The sequence below is a fragment of the Vibrio sp. bablab_jr001 genome, assembly GCF_016464285.1.
Taxonomy (GTDB): Bacteria; Pseudomonadota; Gammaproteobacteria; order Enterobacterales; family Vibrionaceae; genus Vibrio; species Vibrio fluvialis.
This window is the reverse complement of the sequence record NZ_JACDWZ010000077.1, coordinates 36568-55874: the sequence shown is the minus strand read 5'-3', so window position 1 is coordinate 55874 and position 19307 is coordinate 36568. Positions and strand designations below refer to the sequence as shown.

Sequence of the window (19307 nt, the reverse complement as noted above, 5' to 3'; positions counted from 1 at the left end):
TTCCGTGTGCTTGACCAAGGGCGTGGGATTGATTCAGGACGAGCATTTAGCAGTGTTCAGCTTGATGCATTTCAAGGACATTCGAGAATTTTAAGACGTAGCGGCGGCGGTTCAGATACAGTGCATGGTCAGGTTGGTGTGGCTCAAGGTGGTAGTTATAACGTGCCTATGGCACAAGGTACTGGAGATGCGTGGAAACCTGGTGAATATAACGATGATGGTCACGGAACTCCACGTGTGGGCTATGAAACTCGCCCACGAAACTTAGCCTTCCCAATTCTTGTAGAGGTATAACCCATGAAATACTGGACAGTTGATAAAGAGACTCGTGAAGTGGTTGGGTCGGGTGACACTGACAAATGGAACATGCCTCGACATGTTTTACTGGTTGAGCCGCTACCTGAGAAAGAAGGTTATGCCATTATTGCAAAATCTGATTTAAGTGGAACCGAATACGTCGTAGACCACCGTGGCAAAGTCATTTACAACAAAGCTAAACCGACGGAATCAAAACAAGTGAAAGATTTGGGCGAGATTGAAGATGGATGGACGCTAACCAAACCACCACACCAATACGTCACTTGGAACGAAGAACTAGATGATTGGCAAACCGATACCCAAGCCAAATACGAAGCCGAAGTTCAACAGGTAGCCAACACTCGCGAAAGTCTCTATGTGCAGATAGTTGATCGCCTTAACAACGAAGCAAAAATGATTCGCCGCGTAGAAGGTGATGAGGTAAAGGCGGCTGAATATGAAGCGCAGGCAGATGCGGCCTACCTGAAAATCCGTGAAGATTACCCTTGGCCTGAAGCGCCTTTAACATAACGAACTTTCTTCCTGGTTAATTCAAAACCCTCAACCTCGCTTCGGCGGGGTTTTTTATTGGAGCTGATTCATGGCTACGAAAAAGCAAGCCGTAAAGCAGGATTACCCCATTCTAAAACCGCTTCGTTTGAACGGACGATGGTGGACTCCTGAGCAAGACAAAACCATTTCTCTTCTGCCAAACCAAGCTTCCATGTTGTTGCTTAACGGCAAGATTGGGAAGCCAACGACCACGGCAGTAAGCATGGCTACTGCCACTAAGAAAGAGGGCTAATAATGCTCGTCCCAATTGAAGATTTTGAACTCAATGGTGTAACCGTTGATACCATCGAGCCTTTGCCGAGTATGGGGCCGCTTGCGTCGCACGTGATTCATCTAACGGGTACCGCAACCAATAAGCACGCAGGTTTGCCATACAACGAACCCACACGCTTGTACAAAATTTCTGATGCAATGCTGATGCTGGATACAACCGGTGATCGTGCAGGTACGCTTCCTTACGTGGTTCGCTATCTAATGGAATTCGTCAAGTGCGTGGTTTATGTCACGGTAGTAGAAGAAGGGGCAGATGCTGCTGAAACCGAAGCCAACGTGGTCGGTGGTACCGATGCAGCAACAGGCGCGGTCACCGGTTTACAAACTATCAAGGCTTGCCCTGAGACACCAACGATTGTAGCCGCTCCCGGCTTTAGTTCTAAACCCATTGGTCAGTCACTTTCGTTGATTGGCCGTGATATTCGTTGCCGCCCGGTTCTGGATGGTCCTAACACCAACGATATGGCAGCAGCTGAATTTTCAGGTGAGTTTGGCGCCGAAGGTACCGGAGAAGATAAGCTGGCGATCATCGATCCTTGGTTCCTGAAAACCTATGACGGTGTTCAACTGCTAATGCCTGCGTCCATCGCTTTGGTCGCGGCCATGGCTTCAGTTGAGGGTTACGAAAGCCCTCAGAATATCGGTGTTTCCTGCGATGAAACTTCGCGCAACGTTTCCTATAAAATCAACGATTCCACTACTCAGGCCAACTTCCTGAACAAGCACGGGGTTGTCACCATTGCCCGTACTCGCATGGGTGGTTATTCGATCATCGGTAACCGTACCAACACCGGGCGATTCATTAGCCATGTCGGGCTCGAAGATTTAATGGCGCGTAAACTGGAAGAAACCAGTCAGCCGCTAATGGGCAAACAGCTCACTGAAGACTTTATGAACCAGGTCATTGACCGCCTGACCAACTGGGGGCAAAACCTCGTCGCTCAGGGGGTGATCCCGGTGTTCAAAGCATTCCTGCACCCAAGTAAAAACAACCTTGAGAACTACACCTCTGGGCGTTGGTACCTGTGTGTGAACTACGGTCGTTATTCTCCTAACGAACACATGGTGTACGAAATGAGCGTAGACAACGGCTTGATTGAAGCGTGGCTAGAGGAGGTCGTCAATGGCTGATCGTATTCGCTTGCGTATTGCGGCATTGGTTGAAGCGGTGCCGCTGATGAATGAAATCATCGACTTCACGCCGCCAGAAATTAACGGCAAGGTGGTTTCAAACGAAGGTGGCCTTGTGGGTTCTGAAGATGTGGTGGGCTTTGAAGCGTTAAAGTGGACGTTAAAAGTGCGAGGCAATCACCTGTTGCTGCAGAACGCGTTGGGTAAGTACTTTATGGACAACGCCCAAATTAACGTCACTGAGAACGGTAAAGATACGTTAACCAATGCCTATGCAGAGGTGTATTCCTTATACGGCCCGATCACCAGTATCAAGAAAGACCCATTGAAGATGGGTGAGAAGCCTTCGGTCACCATTGAAGGTACCTGTAAAGCGTACAAGCTGATTGATACCGGGGTCACCGTTCACGATATCAACACCGAAACGGGTAAAACCGTTGTTGGTGGTGTGGATCTCACAGGCCTGTAACTCTGTAAGTTAATTTTGCCCCTGACTGGAAACAGCAGGGGCTTTTTTGTGGAAGTAAGAAAATGAATCCAGTCAGCGTATTAAAATTTTTCAGCACCAACGCTAAGAAAAGCGAACAGTTGGAAGCGGAACTCGTTGAGCTGCGCCGTGAATTTAAACGAGTAACAACCGATACCAGTGAAGAACAGCTCAAAATCATGCAGCGCAAGATTGATGTGATGGACAAAGAAGCCAATGAGCTGCGCACTGTAAAACTCAAAATCATTACCACTTCGGCTTTCAAAGCGTTGCCGCATATCAAACTTACCCAAATGACTGCGAAGCAAGAATTTGAGCAGCGTAAAGCGTTGATTCTGCATTGTGCAGAGATCACTGAAGAGAAGTTTAACACGCTGCATTCGCCGGACTTCTTAAAGCTGTATGAAGACATTTGCGATCTGATTTTAAAAGCCAGTGATGAGATTAAGGGCGAAAAACTCAGCGGCGATAAGTTTGAATTTGCCTTGCTGCATCCCTTCGAAAACGAAGCAGGCCAGAAGTTTGAGCGCATTAAATTTCAGGTGCCGAAAGTGGCGCACTCTCAAGCCTTAGCCGACATCGAAGATGAAGAAGAACGTGAAGATTTCATGTTCCGCGTTGTCACTGGCTTAACGAAAGAAGATTTCAACTTCCTGTCTCTGAATGATTACCTGGCGCTAAAACCGCAGGTGGGCGCTTTTTTTCAACAATCGGCGGGATACTTTCGCCCAACGATGTTGAATCTCTAATCGATCTTATTCCCATGCACCGAAATACGTCTGAAGCGGAGCTCTTACGCTGGCGGCAGGATGTGGCGGTGCATCGTTATGAGTTGATTTTGTCAAAACTCGGAGCGCGTAATGGCAGATAAGATCAGCTTAGTTCTCGATACCACAGTGAAAGGTCTCGAAGACATTGTTTCTACGACTTCCGCAGCCGAACGTTTAACCGCTGCGATTGTGAAACAACGCGGAGAGGTTATTTCTCTAAACTCTCAGCTCAAAAAAGTAGAGGGATACCAATCTGCGATTAAGCGCATGGAGAAGCTGCGCGAGCAGTCGAAAAATGCAGAGCAGAGTGTTGCAAACTTAGGGCAACAACTTGAAGAGAACAAGCAACAGGCGACCGCTTTAAAAGTCGCTTACAGCCAAACACAATCTGAGATTAAAGGGCTGAACAATCAGCTGAAGAAGGCTTCTGGTGACGGTGCCGAACAACTGCAGCTTCAACTGCAAAAGGCCCGGTTACGTCTTGATTCTCTGAATACTGAAATGCATCAAAGCAAGGTGCGCACGTCTGATCTTAACACTGCCTATAAAAAGGCGAGCCAGCGAGTTACCGATCTCAGCGACAAGCAGACCAAACAGCGTGACAAGCTGCGGAGTCTTGCTTCAGAGCTGAAAGAATCTGGCGTTAACACTCGACGATTGAGTGATGAGCAGAAACGTTTAGAGAAGCAGTCGGAAAAAGCTACTGCAGCGATCGCCAAACAAAATGCGCGCATGAAAGAGATGCAGACGATTCAGTCCCGCATCGACTCACGTAACGCAAAGCTAAGCGAAATCGGCAGTCAGGCGACGTCCTTAGCCATTGCCTCGGCTCCAATGGTCGCTTCTGTCTGGACTGCGGTTAAGAATGAATCGTCCTTTGCTGACGTTAAAAAGGTAGTCGACATGTCGCCAGAAGAGGCGGCGCAGTTGCGTGAGTGGTCGCTAAAAACCCAGGCTTCTAAAGCGGGTGGTGGCCTCAACGCCAATGACATTAACGCCATGTTGGCAGCTGGCGGTCAAAGCGGTATTTCAGACCTGAACGAACTGAAGCGTTTTGTGTTGGATTCGGCCGAGATGGGCGTGGCTTTCGATATGGAGGCTGGCGCCGCTGGCGAAACATTAGCAACCTTCAAAGCGGCTTTGGGGTTGGATCATGAAGGCGCTGTGGGGCTTGCTGGCTTAGCTAACTATCTTTCGAACAACTCCAATGCAAAAGCGAAAGACATTGCGGGTGTGATGGCCCGGCAGGGCGCCAGTGCTCAGTTAGCGGGTTTTTCTACCAATGATGCAGCCGCTTTATCTGCTGCGATGTTGGCGGCAGGTATGGGCGAAGAACGCTCAGCGACTGCGCTCAAAAACATCTCTGGTCGATTAACACTTGGCGGTGCGGCAACAGGGGCACAAAAAGCCGCGTTGGGCTCAATCGGGTTTGATGCTGAAAGCTTGGCTTCAGACATGCAATACAATGCGTCGGGCACGTTCTTAGAAGTATTGGAAGCCATAAAGCAGGCTCCACTTGCAGAACAGAGCGCCCTGATTACGCAGATTTTCGGTGAAGAGTCGAAAGGTGCAGTTGCTTCGTTGGTGAAGAACACGCAGTTGTTCCAAAAGACGTTGAAACTCGCGAGTGAAGATCAGGCTGTTCATACCAAGTCACTAAAAGATGAGTTTGATAGCCGAGTGGCTACGACTGAAAACGGTCTGCAGTTGTTTATGAACAAGCTAAACCGTCTAAGTGTCATTGTTGGTAATGCGCTATTGCCTGCTTTGAACTGGGTGTTAGAACCGCTTGGTTCTATGGTTGATGGTATTGCTGATTTTGCAGCAGCTAACCAAGGTTTAACTGCAGCCGTTGGGGTGGGTATCGTTGGGTTTATCGCTCTGAAAGGGGCGATTCTGGCAGGTAAAGCGGCTTCTTTGATCTTCGGTAACACTATCGACAAGGGCACGCTGTTTCGTAAAGGCTTAAACCGTGAAACCAATGAAAGCGGTCGGGCTGCTCAGTTCGCGGCTAAACAGTTTAGCCGGCTAAATGACACCCTTTGGAATTCAGGGCGTGGTGGTTCTGGTCGTGGCGGTCGAAGTGGGGGAAATCGTTCTACTCGTAGCCGATCACCAAGAACACGTTCACGTAACCCGTTAGCCCGGGCTTATAGCTTCGCTTCTTCGGCGTTTACTCATAACCGCGGTGCGTTGCCACTGGCCTTAGGTGGTGGAGCTCTGGCGATGAGCCCCGCGATGGCAATGGCTCAGGATGCGTTAGATCTTGGCGGTGATCTTGCTGAAGGCATTGGTAAGGGCGGCTTGAATAAATTTATACGCCCACTGTCGATGGCTATTTCTGGCGTCAATATTGCGCAGGCATTATCTGATGGCGATACCAAAGGCGCGATTACGGAAGGTGGCGGTTTGCTGGGCGGAATGGGAGGCGCAAGCCTTGGTGCCATGTTAGGCACTGCCGTTCTACCTGGTATTGGCACAGTGATTGGTGGTTTAGCCGGTTCACTGCTTGGTGACTTAGGCGGTGAAATGTTCGGTGGCTGGCTTGGCGACAAGTTGACGAACCCACCCGATAAGCTGATGGCTTCTAGTGAAGTGAAAGAGAAGATTGAAGAGCGCGAGAAGAAAGAATCCATTGCTCGTTCGCTTCCTCCTATTCAAATTTCCACTCCGATATACCCAAGCGCAGGCATGGACGAGAAACAACTGGCTCAACTCGTCAACCAAGAAGTTACCCTGGCACTTGAACGTGCATTCGGTATGTCTGGACTTGCGATCAACGACTCCCTTTCTGTTTCATCCATTGATAGAGGTTAAGTATGTATCACCTGGTGATTGGTGAATTTGTGTTTGCGGTGGGGGATAAAACCCCCATTAGCAAAATGGAACGTGTTACTCAGGGCGCATACGCAGAAGTGGCGGTGATCAACGGCAGTAAGTCCGAATTTGTTGGGCAACCGTTCGATACCATCGACTTAACCATGGATTGGACCAAATACAGCGCTGCCGAAAAGGTGGATGACTTGCGCGCTTTGGTACTCAAACCGCAACAGGTGAGTGACGGGCAGGGATACAACTTAGGAAAGTGGACGATAAAGCAGATCAAAGAGGGTAAATCCGCCCTTGTTCACGATGGTCGTGCCATGGTGACTCAAGTTTCAATGCAATTAGTGAGATTTCAATAGTGCGAGTAAATGCGAAGGCCGGTGATCTGGTTGTCGATTTGCTGTTTAAACACACCAAACAAGATGACGACCAGATAGAAGCCGAATTCTACAACTTAAACCCCCATGTACGCGGAGCCGTTTTCTCAGAAGACTGCTCCGTTTTCATTCCAGAACGCACAACAAACCAAACGGCACGAAACGTAGTAAGGAGTTGGAGCTAATGCAATTAAGAATTGAAGGCAAACACGCTGCAATGATGATGGAGTTGCTGAAGAGCTGGCAACTGACCGACGGCAACGGCATCGAGAACGATAGCCTTTCTATGACTCTGTTCTCTGAGAATGTGGAGGGCATTCCCGCCAAAGGTGAAAAATATCAGGTCTATATTGGCAATACTTATCGCGACGAGTTTCAGATCTCCAAGCGTTCAATCAGCCTGCGTCCGAGTGAAGTACGTTTGGTGCTGTGTGTCGCGCCATTCAACATATTGGATTCAACCGGATACCGTGAGCGCAAATCGTCTAGTTGGGACAATGCAACGATTAGCCAAATTGTCTCCGATTGCGTTGCTCCTCACGGGTTTACCGTTTTTGTCCATCCTGAATTACAAAATATTCAGATCGAGCATATCGACCGCACGGAGGAAAGTACCGCTGCCTTCATCTACCGTTTGGCCAAAATGTACGATGCGGTAGCAAAGATTGTGGATGGCACGTATGTGATAGCACCTAAAGGAAAGGCAAAGAGTGCCACGGGGAAAGAGATAGAAACCATTACGCTGTCACTTTCTGGTAACCAAGCCAATGACATCACCAATGTCGAGATTGACCTTGATGGCCGTGACGATTTCTTAGGTGTGAAGGGTTATTACCTTTCCACTGATTCGGGTGAGCGTGTTGCCGTAGTGGTTGGGAGTTCTCCATGCAAAGTGATTCGCAATGAATTCAGCACTCAACCCGAAGCTGAGCAGGCTTGTTCTACAGAGTTACGACGGATTCAGCGTGAAGGGCAACGAGTGACCATTTCCGCGCTGCCCAATGAAAAGGCCTTCGCGGAAGGCTTGGTGGTGATTGATAACACGTTCCCAAGTGCGTTTCGTGGCACCAGTTCCATTGATTCGGTGTGCTTTTCTGGCCGTGGTCGTCAGGTGAGCACTATGACTATTCAAGCAACGTTAACGGAGGAATGATGGGTATTCGTTTAAATCAAAAGGCACTGATTTCTCAAACCATCAAGTGCAAAATCTCAGACGCAAAGATCCGACAATATGCCAAAGACCCAAGAGTACAAAGGCTGAAAGATGAGCGTTTTTCTTTATATTTCATGTACAGAAAAGATCGCAGTAAAGGGAGTTGGCAGCTTATTTCATATAAAAATGGTTGTCAGATGAGCCAAGTGTTTGCGAGTTATCCTCAAACGTCAGCACAAAAAGCAACACAACTGGTTAAGCTAAACGTCGAAACAGGCGCTTCGTTGATTGAGAACGACTATTTCCCATCAGTTAATCATCTTTTGGAATGGCACATCAAACGTCAAGAAACACTTAACAAGTTGGCTAATAGCCGAATTATTGCTTTAAAAAGTATGTTTGACTCTCATTTGTGCCGATGCTTTGAAGGGCTCAGTGTAGATAAAGTTAATCATTCCGAAATCGATGAACGGTTAATTGTTCCGATGTTTGGTGCAAACTATTCGTTGAGCTACGTTCGTAGCATGTTCCAGTTCGTCAAAGTCGCTTTCCGTTCTGCTTATGAAGTGAAAAAGCTCAGTACGAACCCGATGAACGATATGAAATGGACCAACTTCATTAAGCAACCCATCAAGCCAAAACCACCCAAATTATTGCCACTGAATACGTTGTCAACGTTAGAGCAAATTGGCGCTTCTCAGCCGATGCATCATGCCTTGTGCACAATGATGCTTTATCACGGTACTCGTATAGGAGAAACACGGTTAGCCAAATGGCGGCATATTAACTTGGAAACCAAGCAGTGGCATATCCCTGCACGCAACACCAAGTCGAAGAAAGACATTGTGTATCCGCTTTCGGATGAAATGGTTGAATATTTGACATCATACAAACAGTGGCAATTGGGCCAATATTACAAAGGCAACAACGTCTTCCCTCTGACCAAGCGTGATAAGTCGCCAATTCATGCTGCATTAGCCAGCCAGATGGTTCGTGAAGTCAGTAAGAGTGAATGGTCGGCACACGATCTTAGAAAGCTAGCACGCACAATATGGGCTGACTTAGGCGTGGATTACCTGGTTGCGGAGTCGCTGCTCAACCACGCTAAAGACAAATTGGATGTGGTTTATATCCACTCTCATGTTGAATTGCAGAAGAAAGACGCCTTAAACACCTACCATCAATGGCTAAAAAATTGCTGGCGAACCTGTCAAGCACCTGCAAGTTTATCTTCGATCTTTCAGTAAAAAGATCTTCTAAATCAGATCGTAATTTCATTCTCATTGGGTATTAAAGAGGAGTAGCAAATCATGGGATTTTTGCACAAAAACACCCCAATCAACGAAGCGCTAGTAGCAGCCGCGCGTCTTGTTCCTCACCAAGTTGCACTGGTGAAACTAAGCAAAACTCAGCTGAAAGTTCTTAACTCGATCATAGAAGGGGAGAAAGTGACGGCGGCCCAAATCTCACAGCGTTGTGATTTATCTGAGAGTTGGGCGAGTACGCTGCTGAAGCGACTTTATGAAAAGCACTACCTCCAAAGAACTGGAGGGGGGCGTCAATGTGGGGGAGTGGAGTTTAGTTATCAGATGAGCTTTAAATAGCAAAATTCAATCTCAGCATTTCAACTAAGTGTCCTTCTAAGACCTCCTGAGCATTTAATAAATCAGGATTCTCTTGGAGGAACATGTAGTGATCCCAAGTGAAGGTTAGTGAATAACCTAGTTCGTTTAGCAGTAATTGAATATGGTCCTTTGCTTTGTTCGGTTCGTAATTTTTAATAAAGCCTTGGATGATAACCAAACGGTGTTGAACATAACTCTGAGTTAATTTTGATGACATAACCTAAATCCAATTTTAGTGAAAGTCTCATTCTATCAGGTGATTAGGTTCTTTTTAACCTTATCGAAGTGCAAACGAGGGCAACTCGCGCGAAATAAAAATTTTTCGGGTCTCTAAGGCACCACCACTATTGATTAAACAACTCTTCTCCTTATAGTGCTCTGTATAAACGTGATGCGTAACGCTATATGAATTAAGAGATTGTCATGGGAAAATATAAAATATTATGGTTGATGTGTGCTGCTGTTGCATTTGTTCAGATAGCTTTAGGTGTGGTTATTCACTATGAGTTGCCTGGTTGGGATGAAAGAAATGCATTTGGCGGCATGTTCGGTGCTGTCAACACTCTATTTTCTGGTTTTGCATTTTGTGGGGTGATTTATGCAATCATACTGCAGAGAAAAGAACTTGAACTTCAAAGAGAAGAATTAAAAGCTACGCGTGAAGAGCTATCTCTTCATCGGGGTGAATTGGCGCGGTCATCGTCAGCTCAAGTAGAACAAGCCGAATTGATGTATCGTGCTGCAAAAATAAATGCGACTAGTACTAGGTTACAGATTGCATCTACTATGTACATTAATCAACGAGATATCCCAAAGGGTTCATTGAATGGCTATGGGGACACTAGTTATAACTCACGAGATGAATTAAGAAATGCTTATAAAGAGTTGCTAGAACTTAGTAAATATTAATTGTAATCATACACCCCAAGCCACAGCTTGGGGTTTCTCTTTCCCGTCCTACCTACGCATAACAACAGCATGCTCTGCAAACATAGCTAATTGAGATAGGGCGGTATCGGCAACGTCCTTTAACTGGCTTACCGAAAAGTAACCAGGTTCTTGAAGTAATTTAGGGATGTCTTCTGTACGGAATACCACACTATCTTCAGGAATGGGCTGTGCAGAAACCACACGGCCATTCTCCATTACCATAAGCATGCGCATTCTGCTTGGTGGCATCACCGGCGTTTCGTGTTGCTTTGTCCAGTATTTCCACAACACATCATCACATTCGTTTTGGTATTGAATCACTTTGTCGCGAATATCTTCACGAACGCGGTTAGGTTGGAGTGTTTGAAGCCAGCCGAAGAGCTTACGAAGAGGGATGCAAACTGAATCGTTGTGCAGATCAATTGAGGGTATGTTCATTATGAACACTCCCCATCGTTCTGGGTTAGATCTTAGTTTTCTTGCTTGTGTTCCCCAACTCATCCCCATACCTTCGACTATGTGCTTCATCGGTGTGTATGGTTCACCATTGTGTTCAACGATAAATAGACTTGAGCCATGAAATGGGACTTTGATTTGATTAGACATAAGTATGTCCTCGTAGCAATAGAGACGTTACCACCACGCTAAGGGACCAAACTTAGGGTGGTGAACTGAACCGGGTTGGTCCTACCGCTTGCTACGCCGCGGCCAGTTATTTAAAACTGCCCGATCCAGCCCACCATAATTCAGATGTGCAGAATCACACGCACAAAAAAACCAGCAAAAAGAGGCTGGCGACTGTACGTCGTAGCAATGAAACTTAAAACGGGGGACCAATCCCGTCATTGGATTTTGCCAATGAGTCTGCATTATTGTCTTTCTTTATTTCTAAATCAAGGATAGCTCTCTTCATAGAGCAAAATCAGCTTAAAAAGAAAGCTTTTTAGGCGAGAAAAACCTCTACGAGTCAGCTCATAAAATGATATCTACATCAAGTACTTAATTGAATTTTTGGTATATTGTTTCATAAAGTCCAAATTAATAGACGTAGTAATTTGAAGGAAGGAACGTGTATGACTGAATTAAATCGTAGAATTGTACATGCCTTGTATTTAGATGACTGGCAGTACGAAGGTGGTAATCGAGCCACGTTGCTAAGGAGCTCTGTACGAGTAAAACCTGATGAATATGAAGTTGAAATGAGAGATCATATTTTCTGTCCAGAGTGTTTTACGAATTTAATACGTGTCCCTCAGGATAAAGACCATACAACATCTAGTATGGAGGCTCATTTTCGTCATCTTGGTCGATATAGTGGCGTTAAATGCCACTTAAGATCTGGTAAAAAAGCCCCCGGCAAAAAGTACACTAGTTTCGAATCAGTTACTCAAGCAATAGATAATGAAGAGTTGGTTATTGTTAATGGATTTATGAAAGACAAGCCAGAACAGCGTCCAGTTGGTACTCCTACTCCATTTGATGAAGCACAGATTGAAGACGTTGATGGTCCTGAGGCTGAAGTACCCCTTGGTGTTCACGATGGTGAGACATTTAAAGTGCCTAGTAAAATCACTTCTCTGAGAGGGATCTGTCGGGACTTTGATAAAAACTATTATAGATACTATTTTTTACCAGGATATCAACATGCAATAGCCTTAACCTCATTGTTGCACAATGTCGCAGATGTGACCGAAGAAGATACTAAACCTAAATTGTATTTTGCGAAGTTAAGGAATTCCATTCATCACGGTAATCCACCAAAAGATAATAATATTCGAATGACCTATTTAGACAAATCTCCGGCCGTTAAAGACTTCTGTATTAAAACGCCACACTGGTTACAGCATGAACATGGAATAGGGGATAATACAGAAGGGCGTTATGTTCTTATTTACGGAAAGGTTACAGAGAACGGTATAGGTCTGTGTTTTGAAGATTTAGGGTGGGGAGAACTAGCCCTAGTTCCGGAGAAATACAACTACCTAATAGACGATGTGTATGCTGCTGCTCATGCAAACGACTAAGAACTTGCGAATATTTACGTGAGAATATCGTTAACTCTTTAGGTGAGCATCAGGAAACATTCAACGATGAAAACGTTATTGGAGAAAACATCTTGATATTTGGTGAAATTGAATCTTTCTTTTCATTAATCGAAAGGATCTACAAACCATTCAAGTCGAAAAAAGAGCAGGAACCATTACAAACAGAATTGTTGTCCACTCGTTTGGTCAAGGCGTTTGAAGCTCATGGCGTGCATAGGAATCAAATTCCTAAAGTTCTGGGGTTTGAGTTAACTGTTAATGATGTTTTTTCAGACGAAAAGTTTCTGAGTGTTTTGACTGAAGAGGTTCTTGATTCCGCGTGTAACTTACTAGGAATAAAGCGTGATTGGTTAGATGGTGCATCTAAAAAAATTTATGAAACATACGATTTCTACAAGCACCCATATGACTTTATTGACTTTATTCATCAGTTAATCGAGCGCTCTGGTACAGACAAGATAGATGGAGTTCTGTTAACAGTCCGTAATAGCGACCGACGGAGCGAAACGTTGCTAATTATTCAAGAAGTAATCGGGCACATTAACGACAAGCCATTCTATCGTTACTACTTATGCAACAACTGGGTGTTTTCATATTGGAAATCCAGAGCGTATTTAACCGCTTGTGTAGCAGTTTGTTGGAAAAACAAAATACACGTTTCTGGAAAGTATGTAACTTCTTCATTTATCGAAAAGTATGCCTATGGATGTAATTTGCTCGCGTTTGGTTCTGAAGGAATATATGAAATCAATGGAAACTCTTGGTACGCGGAAGATCTTGCGCTAGAGCCTGAAGCATATTTAGATGGTGTTGACCCAGAGCTTGAAAACTATGGGCTGAAATCAGCGCTGTCGTTGTGGCTACAGTTAAATAAGCAAGGGCTAATGGATTGTGGGCTTCCTGGTATTCAAGCTTCTAAGAAGTTTGAGCAAGCATTGAACTGCAAAGTCTAGCTGACGTGATTCATCCAGTCCTTGACGATAGTGTTTCGGTGTAAAATGTGGTTTAGTCAGTTCAACTGATATGAAATTTTGAGGGATTATGAAGTTATCAGGCTTTGCTTTTTCTGGGTATCGTAGTTTTGGTGGTGGAAAAGTTGTTATAGCGCCACTGAAAAAAATTAATTTTCTTATTGGCGCAAATAACTCTGGTAAGTCTAATGTCATGCGCTTGCTAAATGAGCAGTCGAAAATTTTTTCCGAGCATAAACACAATTTATCTTCTCTTGATGTTCCCTTGCTGGGAGAGTCCAAACTATCTATCTCAGTAGCAATTCATGAAAGCCAGATTGATGAACTCGCAAAAAATATTTTCCCTCAAAAAAAAATAGACTATGAGTTCTTATTTAATTTTAGATGGTTAATTAATAATTGCTTTATAAGAAATAACTCTGATGGGTTAGTTTGGTTTAATGTCGGTTTAAATGACAGTGTTAGTAGAAACGATATTTTATCTAATGAAGAGGCTGGCAAGATTGCAAAAACTGCAGGAATTGATTGGTCGGACCTAACACAACAATTTAATGCTGGATACTATGGTTACGATGATCTAGATATGAAAGATGTCCTTGAAAATATCGCTTTATGGCAACCAAAATTCAACTTAAAAACTGAACTGATACCCGCTATTCGTAAAATCGGGGCCTCAAGGACTAGTCCTACAGATTTTAGTGGTGAAGGTATAATAGAACGTTTGGCGAAGTTAGAACGACCTGTCATAACAGCGCAGAAGGACAAAGAAAAATTTCTGAGAATAAATAGCTTTTTGAAATCAGTGCTAGAAAACGCTAGTGCCCAAATTGAAATACCTCATGATTTTTCGATGGTCATCGTACACATGGACGGGAAGTCACTACCTCTTGAAAGCCTTGGCACTGGTGTACATGAAGTGATAATCCTTGCTGCTGCGGCGACATTGCTCGAAGACACGATAGTATGTATTGAAGAGCCTGAGCTTCATTTACATCCTATCCTCCAGAGAAAGCTTATTGATTACTTGTCTGAAAATACAAGTAATCAATACTTCATTACTACTCACTCTGCTCATTTGCTTGATGCCACGGAAGCGCAGATATTCCATGTGACTATGAAAGAAGGTATTTCAAGCGTTTCTACGGTTAATAATACAAAAGAACGTTCTAACCTATGTGCAGAATTAGGCTATAAAGCTTCTGATATTCTTCAAGCAAATTGTGTTATTTGGGTAGAAGGACCATCAGATAGGACATACCTGAACTATTGGATAGATGCGAAAGATAAAGAACTAAAAGAGGGCATACACTATTCAATCATGTTTTATGGTGGGCGGCTGGCAAGCCATATTAGCGGCTTTGACCCAGAGGAGTTAGAGGAACATGAGAAAGAACTAATCTCTTTACGGCAATTAAACCGAAATAGTGTAATCATGATTGATAGTGATAAAGAATCATCGCATAAACGTATCAACCAAACAAAGACTCGTTTACAACAGGAGTTTGATAAAGGTCCTGGTTTTGCGTGGATTACCGCAGGGCGTGAAGTTGAAAACTATTTAGATGAAGACAAAGTTGAAGCCGCTGTTCTTGCTATCCACTCTGGTACCGCTAAGGAGCTTGTTGCTAAAGGTAAGTGGGAAAATCTTTTAAACTATCGACGAAATAAGCCTTTGAAGAAAGCCGGTACTAAGGCGATTGATATTAATGTTGCTAGTAAAGTAAAGATTGCTAATTACTACACTGAGAACAACGCTGCAGATTTATCCAAATATGATTTAGATGAACGAATTAGTAGTCTGGCCATGTTTATCCGTAAATCGAATGGCTTATAAATTGGCTAGCACTGTATGCTTAGTGCTGACGAATTGGCACTCAACTCGTTCTTCCTAACCATAATCGCTAAAGCTTCATGAAAACTAGCTAAAAGATGTGTCCTATTTGCGTCTCATATCTTAAGTTTTTAACTATAAAGTTATATTTATCATGCAGTTAAATTTGTTTGCTCATAACCAAAGAAGAAATAAGTTGGCTGGTGTTGCTGCTGCATGTCTCTTTACCAAGTCGCTGATTTAAAAATTATTGAGCGGTTATTAGAACATCCCGTACCGGACATGGCAATCTCCAAACCTCGCCGCAGGCCATGTTCGCTCAGTGATTCAGCAAATAATGCTTGAGCAGAAGAACCGTTTTAGTCCGCATGGATATTGGCCATGGTCAGGAACAAATTTAAACCCGCCGTACTTTATGTTATTTCATGGTTTATGAGCCCGACAGGGTGACTTATATGAAAACATTTGAAATTAGTCGAATACATACGTCAGCCGGAATATTCAGGCTTTCTGGTTATGTGTGCATCTCGGGTGACAGGGTGACGCTGGAATATCGCACTGCTGAGTTTATGGGGACCGACGGTTGGTGTGAGCTCGATATTGAATCCGAACATGCGCGCTCAATACTGGCGGCCATTCAGCCGGAACTGATCGAACATTTAGCCTGAAGCATAGTGGGAATGCGGAGCCGACGATCAAAAAAAGCCGACATCTGAGCGTCGGCTTTTCGTGACTAAGTGTTGGTACTTATGCAGTCGCTTCCTTAGCAGCTTCAGCAGTGTTGTCTGCTGTTTCATTGAGCAGACGGCTGGTGATCGTGCCCGCGGTCATCGCGCCGGATACATTCAGCGCGGTACGCGCCATATCGATCAATGGCTCGATAGAGATCAGCAGCGCCGCGATGGTCACTGGCAGGCCCATGGCAGGCAGAACAATCAGTGCTGCGAAGGTTGCACCGCCACCCACACCAGCAATGCCGAATGAGCTGATGGTGATGATCGCAATCAGCGACAGAATGAACTGAATATCCAGCGGGTTAATGCCCATGGTTGGGGCCACCATCACTGCCAACATTGCAGGATAGATACCTGCACAACCGTTCTGACCAATCGTTGCACCAAAGGATGCGGACAGGTTCGCGATCGCTGGTGACACGTTCAGTTTGGTAATTTGCGCTTCCACGTTCAGTGGAATAGTGGCCGCAGAGCTGCGTGAAGTGAATGCGAATGTCAGCACTGGCCATACTTTCTGGAAGTAAGTTTTTGGATTCACACCCACAAATGACACCAGTACGCCGTGTACGACAAACATCAGTGCAATCGCGATGTAGGAAGCAACGATGAAGCCCAGCAAGTTCAGAATATCAGCGGCGCTTGATGTTGCGACAACTTTTGCCATCAGTGCTGCGATACCGTAAGGAGTCAGCGCCATGATCATTTTAACCAGGCGCATCACGATAGATTGAATTGCTTCCACGAAAGTGCGGATTGGCGCTTCCAGTTGTTCCTTTTCGATCATCACTTTACGAGCCGCAATACCGACCAATACACCGAAGATAACCACCGCGATGATTGACGTTGAACGTGCGCCAGTCAGATCAGCAAACGGGTTGGTTGGAATAAAGCTCAGCAACATTTGTGGAATAGTCAAATCTGCTACGGTTGAAGCGCGGCTCTCAAGTACAGCAATACGTGCCGTTTCACGAGCGCCTTCAGTCAGGCCAGCAGCCGTAAGGCCAAATGCCTGCGTGATCAGAATACCGATCAGTGCGGCAATCGCGGTAGTAAACAGCAGAATGAAAATTGTCAGACCAGAGATTTTGCCCAGTGAACCGTTTTTATCCAGTTTCACCACTGCAGAAATCATAGATACCAGCACCAGTGGCATGATGACCATTTTCAACAGGCCAACGTAACCGTTACCTACAATGGCAACCCATGACAGCGTTTCTTTGATCACATTGCTGCCTTCACCAAAGATCAGTTGAAGGGCCAGACCAAACGCGCTACCCAGCACCAGGCCAAGCAGAACAAGACGAGAAAGGGTGTAGGCTTTTTTCTGTTGTCCAAACAGGAAGAACAGAATGCCGACAAATACCGCGATCGACGCGATAGCTGCAACTGACATAATTTAGAATCCTTAAAACGGGTGTATACCGACCTGAAGAGAAATCCTCAGCGATATTGAAAAGTAGGAACGTATCTAGCGCGCACCATAACGTTTCATATGCGGAATAGAAAATATAAAAACAGCATTATTTAGAACGAAACGTTATGAATGTAGGGAGTTGTACAAATAATTAGCGATCAGATGGTGAAATATTCGTTTCAGTGATATTTCTGCAGCATTCGCTTCATATCGGTGGTGTACAGAACGGAAACCGCCGGAGCGTTGCGGTCAAACAAACTGTAAAGCAGGGCCTGGGCGACCACTTCGGCGCGAATCGGAATCAGGTTTTTCAGCTTGCCCCACAACAGGTATTGTCCCACCTTCATGATGCGTTGCAGCCAGACTTCATCAGGCCTTACCGTGTTGCGATTGCCGACTAACGGGCCGGGGCGCACAAAAGTGACGTGCTCGAATCCCATTTGGCGAATCGCTTCCTCCATTTTGCCTTTGCAGCGCAGGTAATGAGATCGTGAGCGCGGATGCGCGCAGTAACTCGACACCACGGCCAGACGTTGCACACCGATCGCTTTCATCGTCCGTGCGACCTGACAGACTAAATGATAATCCACCGCTTCCAACCCTTGCTGAGAACCCGCCTGTTTGCGTGTGGTGCCCAGGGCTATGACGCCAAATTCAGGAACTACGTGGTGGTTGTCCCAGTTTTTGACTGTAAGTTCGGCACTCAGCAACTCGGTTAATTTTGTATGGGCTTTAAGCGGTTTGCGGGTGAGAGCATACACGCCGTCAATGACTGGTTCCGCGAGCAGTTGTTTTAATACACAGGAGCCGACAAGGCCAGTTGCGCCAGCGATGATCACCTGAGTGGTGGAAGAGGTAGCCATAAGATTAATCGCTTAAAGTCATAAAAAGACCCCGCGAGGCGAGGTCTTATCGGGTGAATGATACGTCAGGTCAGTGACAGTGGGACTTGATTGTGCTTTTTGTTGCCCGACGATTTTGCCGGTTTCTGTTTCTGCGATCGTTGATTAGCAAACATAACATCTCCTTGCTGTGAGTTATCGCTGACGACAGTGCATACCTGCATCATCTGTACCAAGAGTATAGTGTATAAATTGATCAATGGCTTATAGGCGGTGGTTTACAAATCGATCACCCTTTCGGCAAACAAACTGAAGAGAGCGGCAAAGTTTGGTATCCGTCATCGATTGCGGGTAGACTGCAAAACGATGTCATTTTCCTCTCTTTGTTAGCTTACGGATTAGCTCATGTATATTGATTTCAGCCAGTGGGACCCTTCCGCTATCTACCATTTGATGACGCAAACTGTCGTGCCACGTCCGATCGCCTGGGTGCTGACGGAATCGACGGACGAAAACTTCAATCTGGCACCATTTTCCTATTTTACTGCAGTGTCGAGTCAGCCTCCTTTGCTGATGATTTCGATTGGCAAAAAGCCTTCCGGTGAAATCAAAGACACCGCCCGCAATGCCAAAGAGAAAGGCAAATTGGTGATCCATATTGCCGATGTGGGATTGGCTGAAGCGGTTACCAAGACGGCCGCAACACTTGAACACGGCGAATCAGAAGTGGCTGCCAACGATATTGAGCTGAGTGAATTTGAAGGCTTTGCATTGCCTCGCGTAAAAGCATGCCCGGTGGCGTTTGGCTGCACGCTTTACGAAATGCAGGAGATTGGCGCTACACCGCAAACGCTTTTGTTTGCCAAAGTCGAACAGGTTTATCTTGATGAGCGCATCATCAAGATGCAGGGTGAGCGCCTGAATGTCGACGCACTGACGCTCGACCCGCTGTCACGTCTTGGCGGTGGCGAATACGCCACGCTCGAAAAAACATTCACTATTCAACGCCCACAATAATCAGGAATTAC

The 19307-nt window shown here is 45.4% G+C and carries 20 protein-coding genes and 1 pseudogene; 17 read left to right on the top strand and 4 right to left on the bottom strand.

From position 1 onward, the window contains the following. From JIG40_RS22780 to JIG40_RS12740, 11 genes and pseudogenes are all read left to right on the top strand, one after another. Positions 1–294 (top strand): annotated as a pseudogene (locus JIG40_RS22780) (hypothetical protein); the annotation flags it as partial. A 3-nt stretch (positions 295–297) separates the two neighbouring features. Beyond that, positions 298–828, top strand: a complete 531-nt coding sequence (locus tag JIG40_RS12785) for a hypothetical protein (protein ID WP_199465430.1) — start codon at positions 298–300, stop codon at positions 826–828. A gap of 70 nt (positions 829–898) precedes the next feature. Further along, positions 899–1102 carry a hypothetical protein gene (locus JIG40_RS12780; protein WP_199465429.1) on the top strand — a complete coding sequence of 68 codons (204 nt, stop codon included), beginning with the start codon at positions 899–901 and terminating at the stop codon, positions 1100–1102. 2 nt (positions 1103–1104) lie between these two features. Next, positions 1105–2274: a phage tail protein gene (locus JIG40_RS12775; RefSeq protein ID WP_199465428.1), complete on the top strand. Its 1170-nt coding sequence runs from the start codon at positions 1105–1107 to the stop codon at positions 2272–2274. Beyond that, a complete protein-coding gene (locus tag JIG40_RS12770) occupies positions 2267–2743 on the top strand; it encodes a phage major tail tube protein (protein WP_020327540.1) in 477 nt (158 codons plus the stop codon). The genes JIG40_RS12775 and JIG40_RS12770 overlap by 8 nt, the downstream gene beginning before the upstream one ends. Before the next feature lie 62 nt (positions 2744–2805). Continuing rightward, entirely contained in the window at positions 2806–3510 is a 705-nt protein-coding gene (locus JIG40_RS12765; protein ID WP_244662672.1) for a phage tail assembly protein, read from the top strand. A 111-nt stretch (positions 3511–3621) separates the two neighbouring features. Continuing rightward, positions 3622–6348 carry a phage tail tape measure protein gene (locus JIG40_RS12760; RefSeq protein WP_199465427.1) on the top strand — a complete coding sequence of 909 codons (2727 nt, stop codon included), beginning with the start codon at positions 3622–3624 and terminating at the stop codon, positions 6346–6348. A 2-nt stretch (positions 6349–6350) separates the two neighbouring features. Continuing rightward, complete coding sequence (locus JIG40_RS12755; protein WP_020327537.1) at positions 6351–6716, top strand: phage tail protein; 366 nt, start codon at positions 6351–6353, stop codon at positions 6714–6716. Between the two features lie 202 nt (positions 6717–6918). Continuing rightward, complete coding sequence (locus JIG40_RS12750) at positions 6919–7887, top strand: contractile injection system protein, VgrG/Pvc8 family (RefSeq protein ID WP_199465426.1); 969 nt, start codon at positions 6919–6921, stop codon at positions 7885–7887. Then, on the top strand, positions 7887–9134 hold the full coding sequence (locus JIG40_RS12745; protein ID WP_199465425.1) for a site-specific integrase: 1248 nt from the start codon (positions 7887–7889) through the stop codon (positions 9132–9134). The genes JIG40_RS12750 and JIG40_RS12745 overlap by 1 nt, the downstream gene beginning before the upstream one ends. A 63-nt stretch (positions 9135–9197) precedes the next feature. Next, positions 9198–9491: a helix-turn-helix domain-containing protein gene (locus JIG40_RS12740; RefSeq protein ID WP_199465424.1), complete on the top strand. Its 294-nt coding sequence runs from the start codon at positions 9198–9200 to the stop codon at positions 9489–9491. On the opposite strand, the gene JIG40_RS12735 is transcribed toward JIG40_RS12740, so the two are convergent. Then, positions 9484–9729 carry a hypothetical protein gene (locus JIG40_RS12735; protein WP_199465423.1) on the bottom strand — a complete coding sequence of 82 codons (246 nt, stop codon included), beginning with the start codon at positions 9727–9729 and terminating at the stop codon, positions 9484–9486. The two genes, JIG40_RS12740 and JIG40_RS12735, sit on opposite strands and share 8 nt — an antisense overlap. Before the next feature lie 206 nt (positions 9730–9935). On the opposite strand from JIG40_RS12735, the gene JIG40_RS12730 reads away from it, so the two are divergent. Then, positions 9936–10421: a hypothetical protein gene (locus JIG40_RS12730; RefSeq protein WP_199465422.1), complete on the top strand. Its 486-nt coding sequence runs from the start codon at positions 9936–9938 to the stop codon at positions 10419–10421. A gap of 48 nt (positions 10422–10469) precedes the next feature. Here JIG40_RS12730 and JIG40_RS12725 read toward each other — a convergent pair whose 3' ends face one another. Further along, positions 10470–11048, bottom strand: a complete 579-nt coding sequence (locus JIG40_RS12725; protein WP_199465421.1) for a phage antirepressor N-terminal domain-containing protein — start codon at positions 11046–11048, stop codon at positions 10470–10472. 467 nt (positions 11049–11515) lie between these two features. Here JIG40_RS12725 and JIG40_RS12720 point away from each other — a divergent pair, with 467 nt between their 5' ends. The 4 genes from JIG40_RS12720 (at position 11516) to JIG40_RS12705 (ending at position 15957) form a co-directional block, all read left to right on the top strand. Next, positions 11516–12466 (top strand): hypothetical protein, encoded by a 951-nt coding sequence (locus tag JIG40_RS12720; protein ID WP_199465420.1) that lies wholly within the window; start codon positions 11516–11518, stop codon positions 12464–12466. 92 nt (positions 12467–12558) lie between these two features. Then, complete coding sequence (locus JIG40_RS12715; RefSeq protein ID WP_199465419.1) at positions 12559–13440, top strand: hypothetical protein; 882 nt, start codon at positions 12559–12561, stop codon at positions 13438–13440. 88 nt (positions 13441–13528) lie between these two features. Beyond that, positions 13529–15292, top strand: a complete 1764-nt coding sequence (locus JIG40_RS12710) for an ATP-binding protein (protein WP_199465418.1) — start codon at positions 13529–13531, stop codon at positions 15290–15292. Positions 15293–15744: 452 nt separating this feature from the next. After that, the gene (locus tag JIG40_RS12705; protein WP_075989234.1) at positions 15745–15957 is read left to right on the top strand and encodes a hypothetical protein; all 213 of its coding nucleotides are present in this window, start codon (positions 15745–15747) and stop codon (positions 15955–15957) included. 79 nt (positions 15958–16036) lie between these two features. Here the strand turns inward: JIG40_RS12705 and JIG40_RS12700 are convergent, their stop codons facing one another. Both JIG40_RS12700 and JIG40_RS12695 read right to left on the bottom strand, forming a co-directional pair. Next, positions 16037–17416, bottom strand: a complete 1380-nt coding sequence (locus tag JIG40_RS12700) for an L-cystine transporter (protein ID WP_199465417.1) — start codon at positions 17414–17416, stop codon at positions 16037–16039. A gap of 200 nt (positions 17417–17616) precedes the next feature. Then, positions 17617–18300 (bottom strand): NAD(P)H-binding protein, encoded by a 684-nt coding sequence (locus tag JIG40_RS12695; RefSeq protein ID WP_199465416.1) that lies wholly within the window; start codon positions 18298–18300, stop codon positions 17617–17619. Positions 18301–18684: 384 nt separating this feature from the next. Between JIG40_RS12695 and JIG40_RS12690 the strand changes: the two genes are divergently transcribed. Continuing rightward, a complete protein-coding gene (locus JIG40_RS12690) occupies positions 18685–19296 on the top strand; it encodes a flavin reductase family protein (protein ID WP_154184500.1) in 612 nt (203 codons plus the stop codon). The last annotated feature ends 11 nt before the right edge of the window (positions 19297–19307 follow it).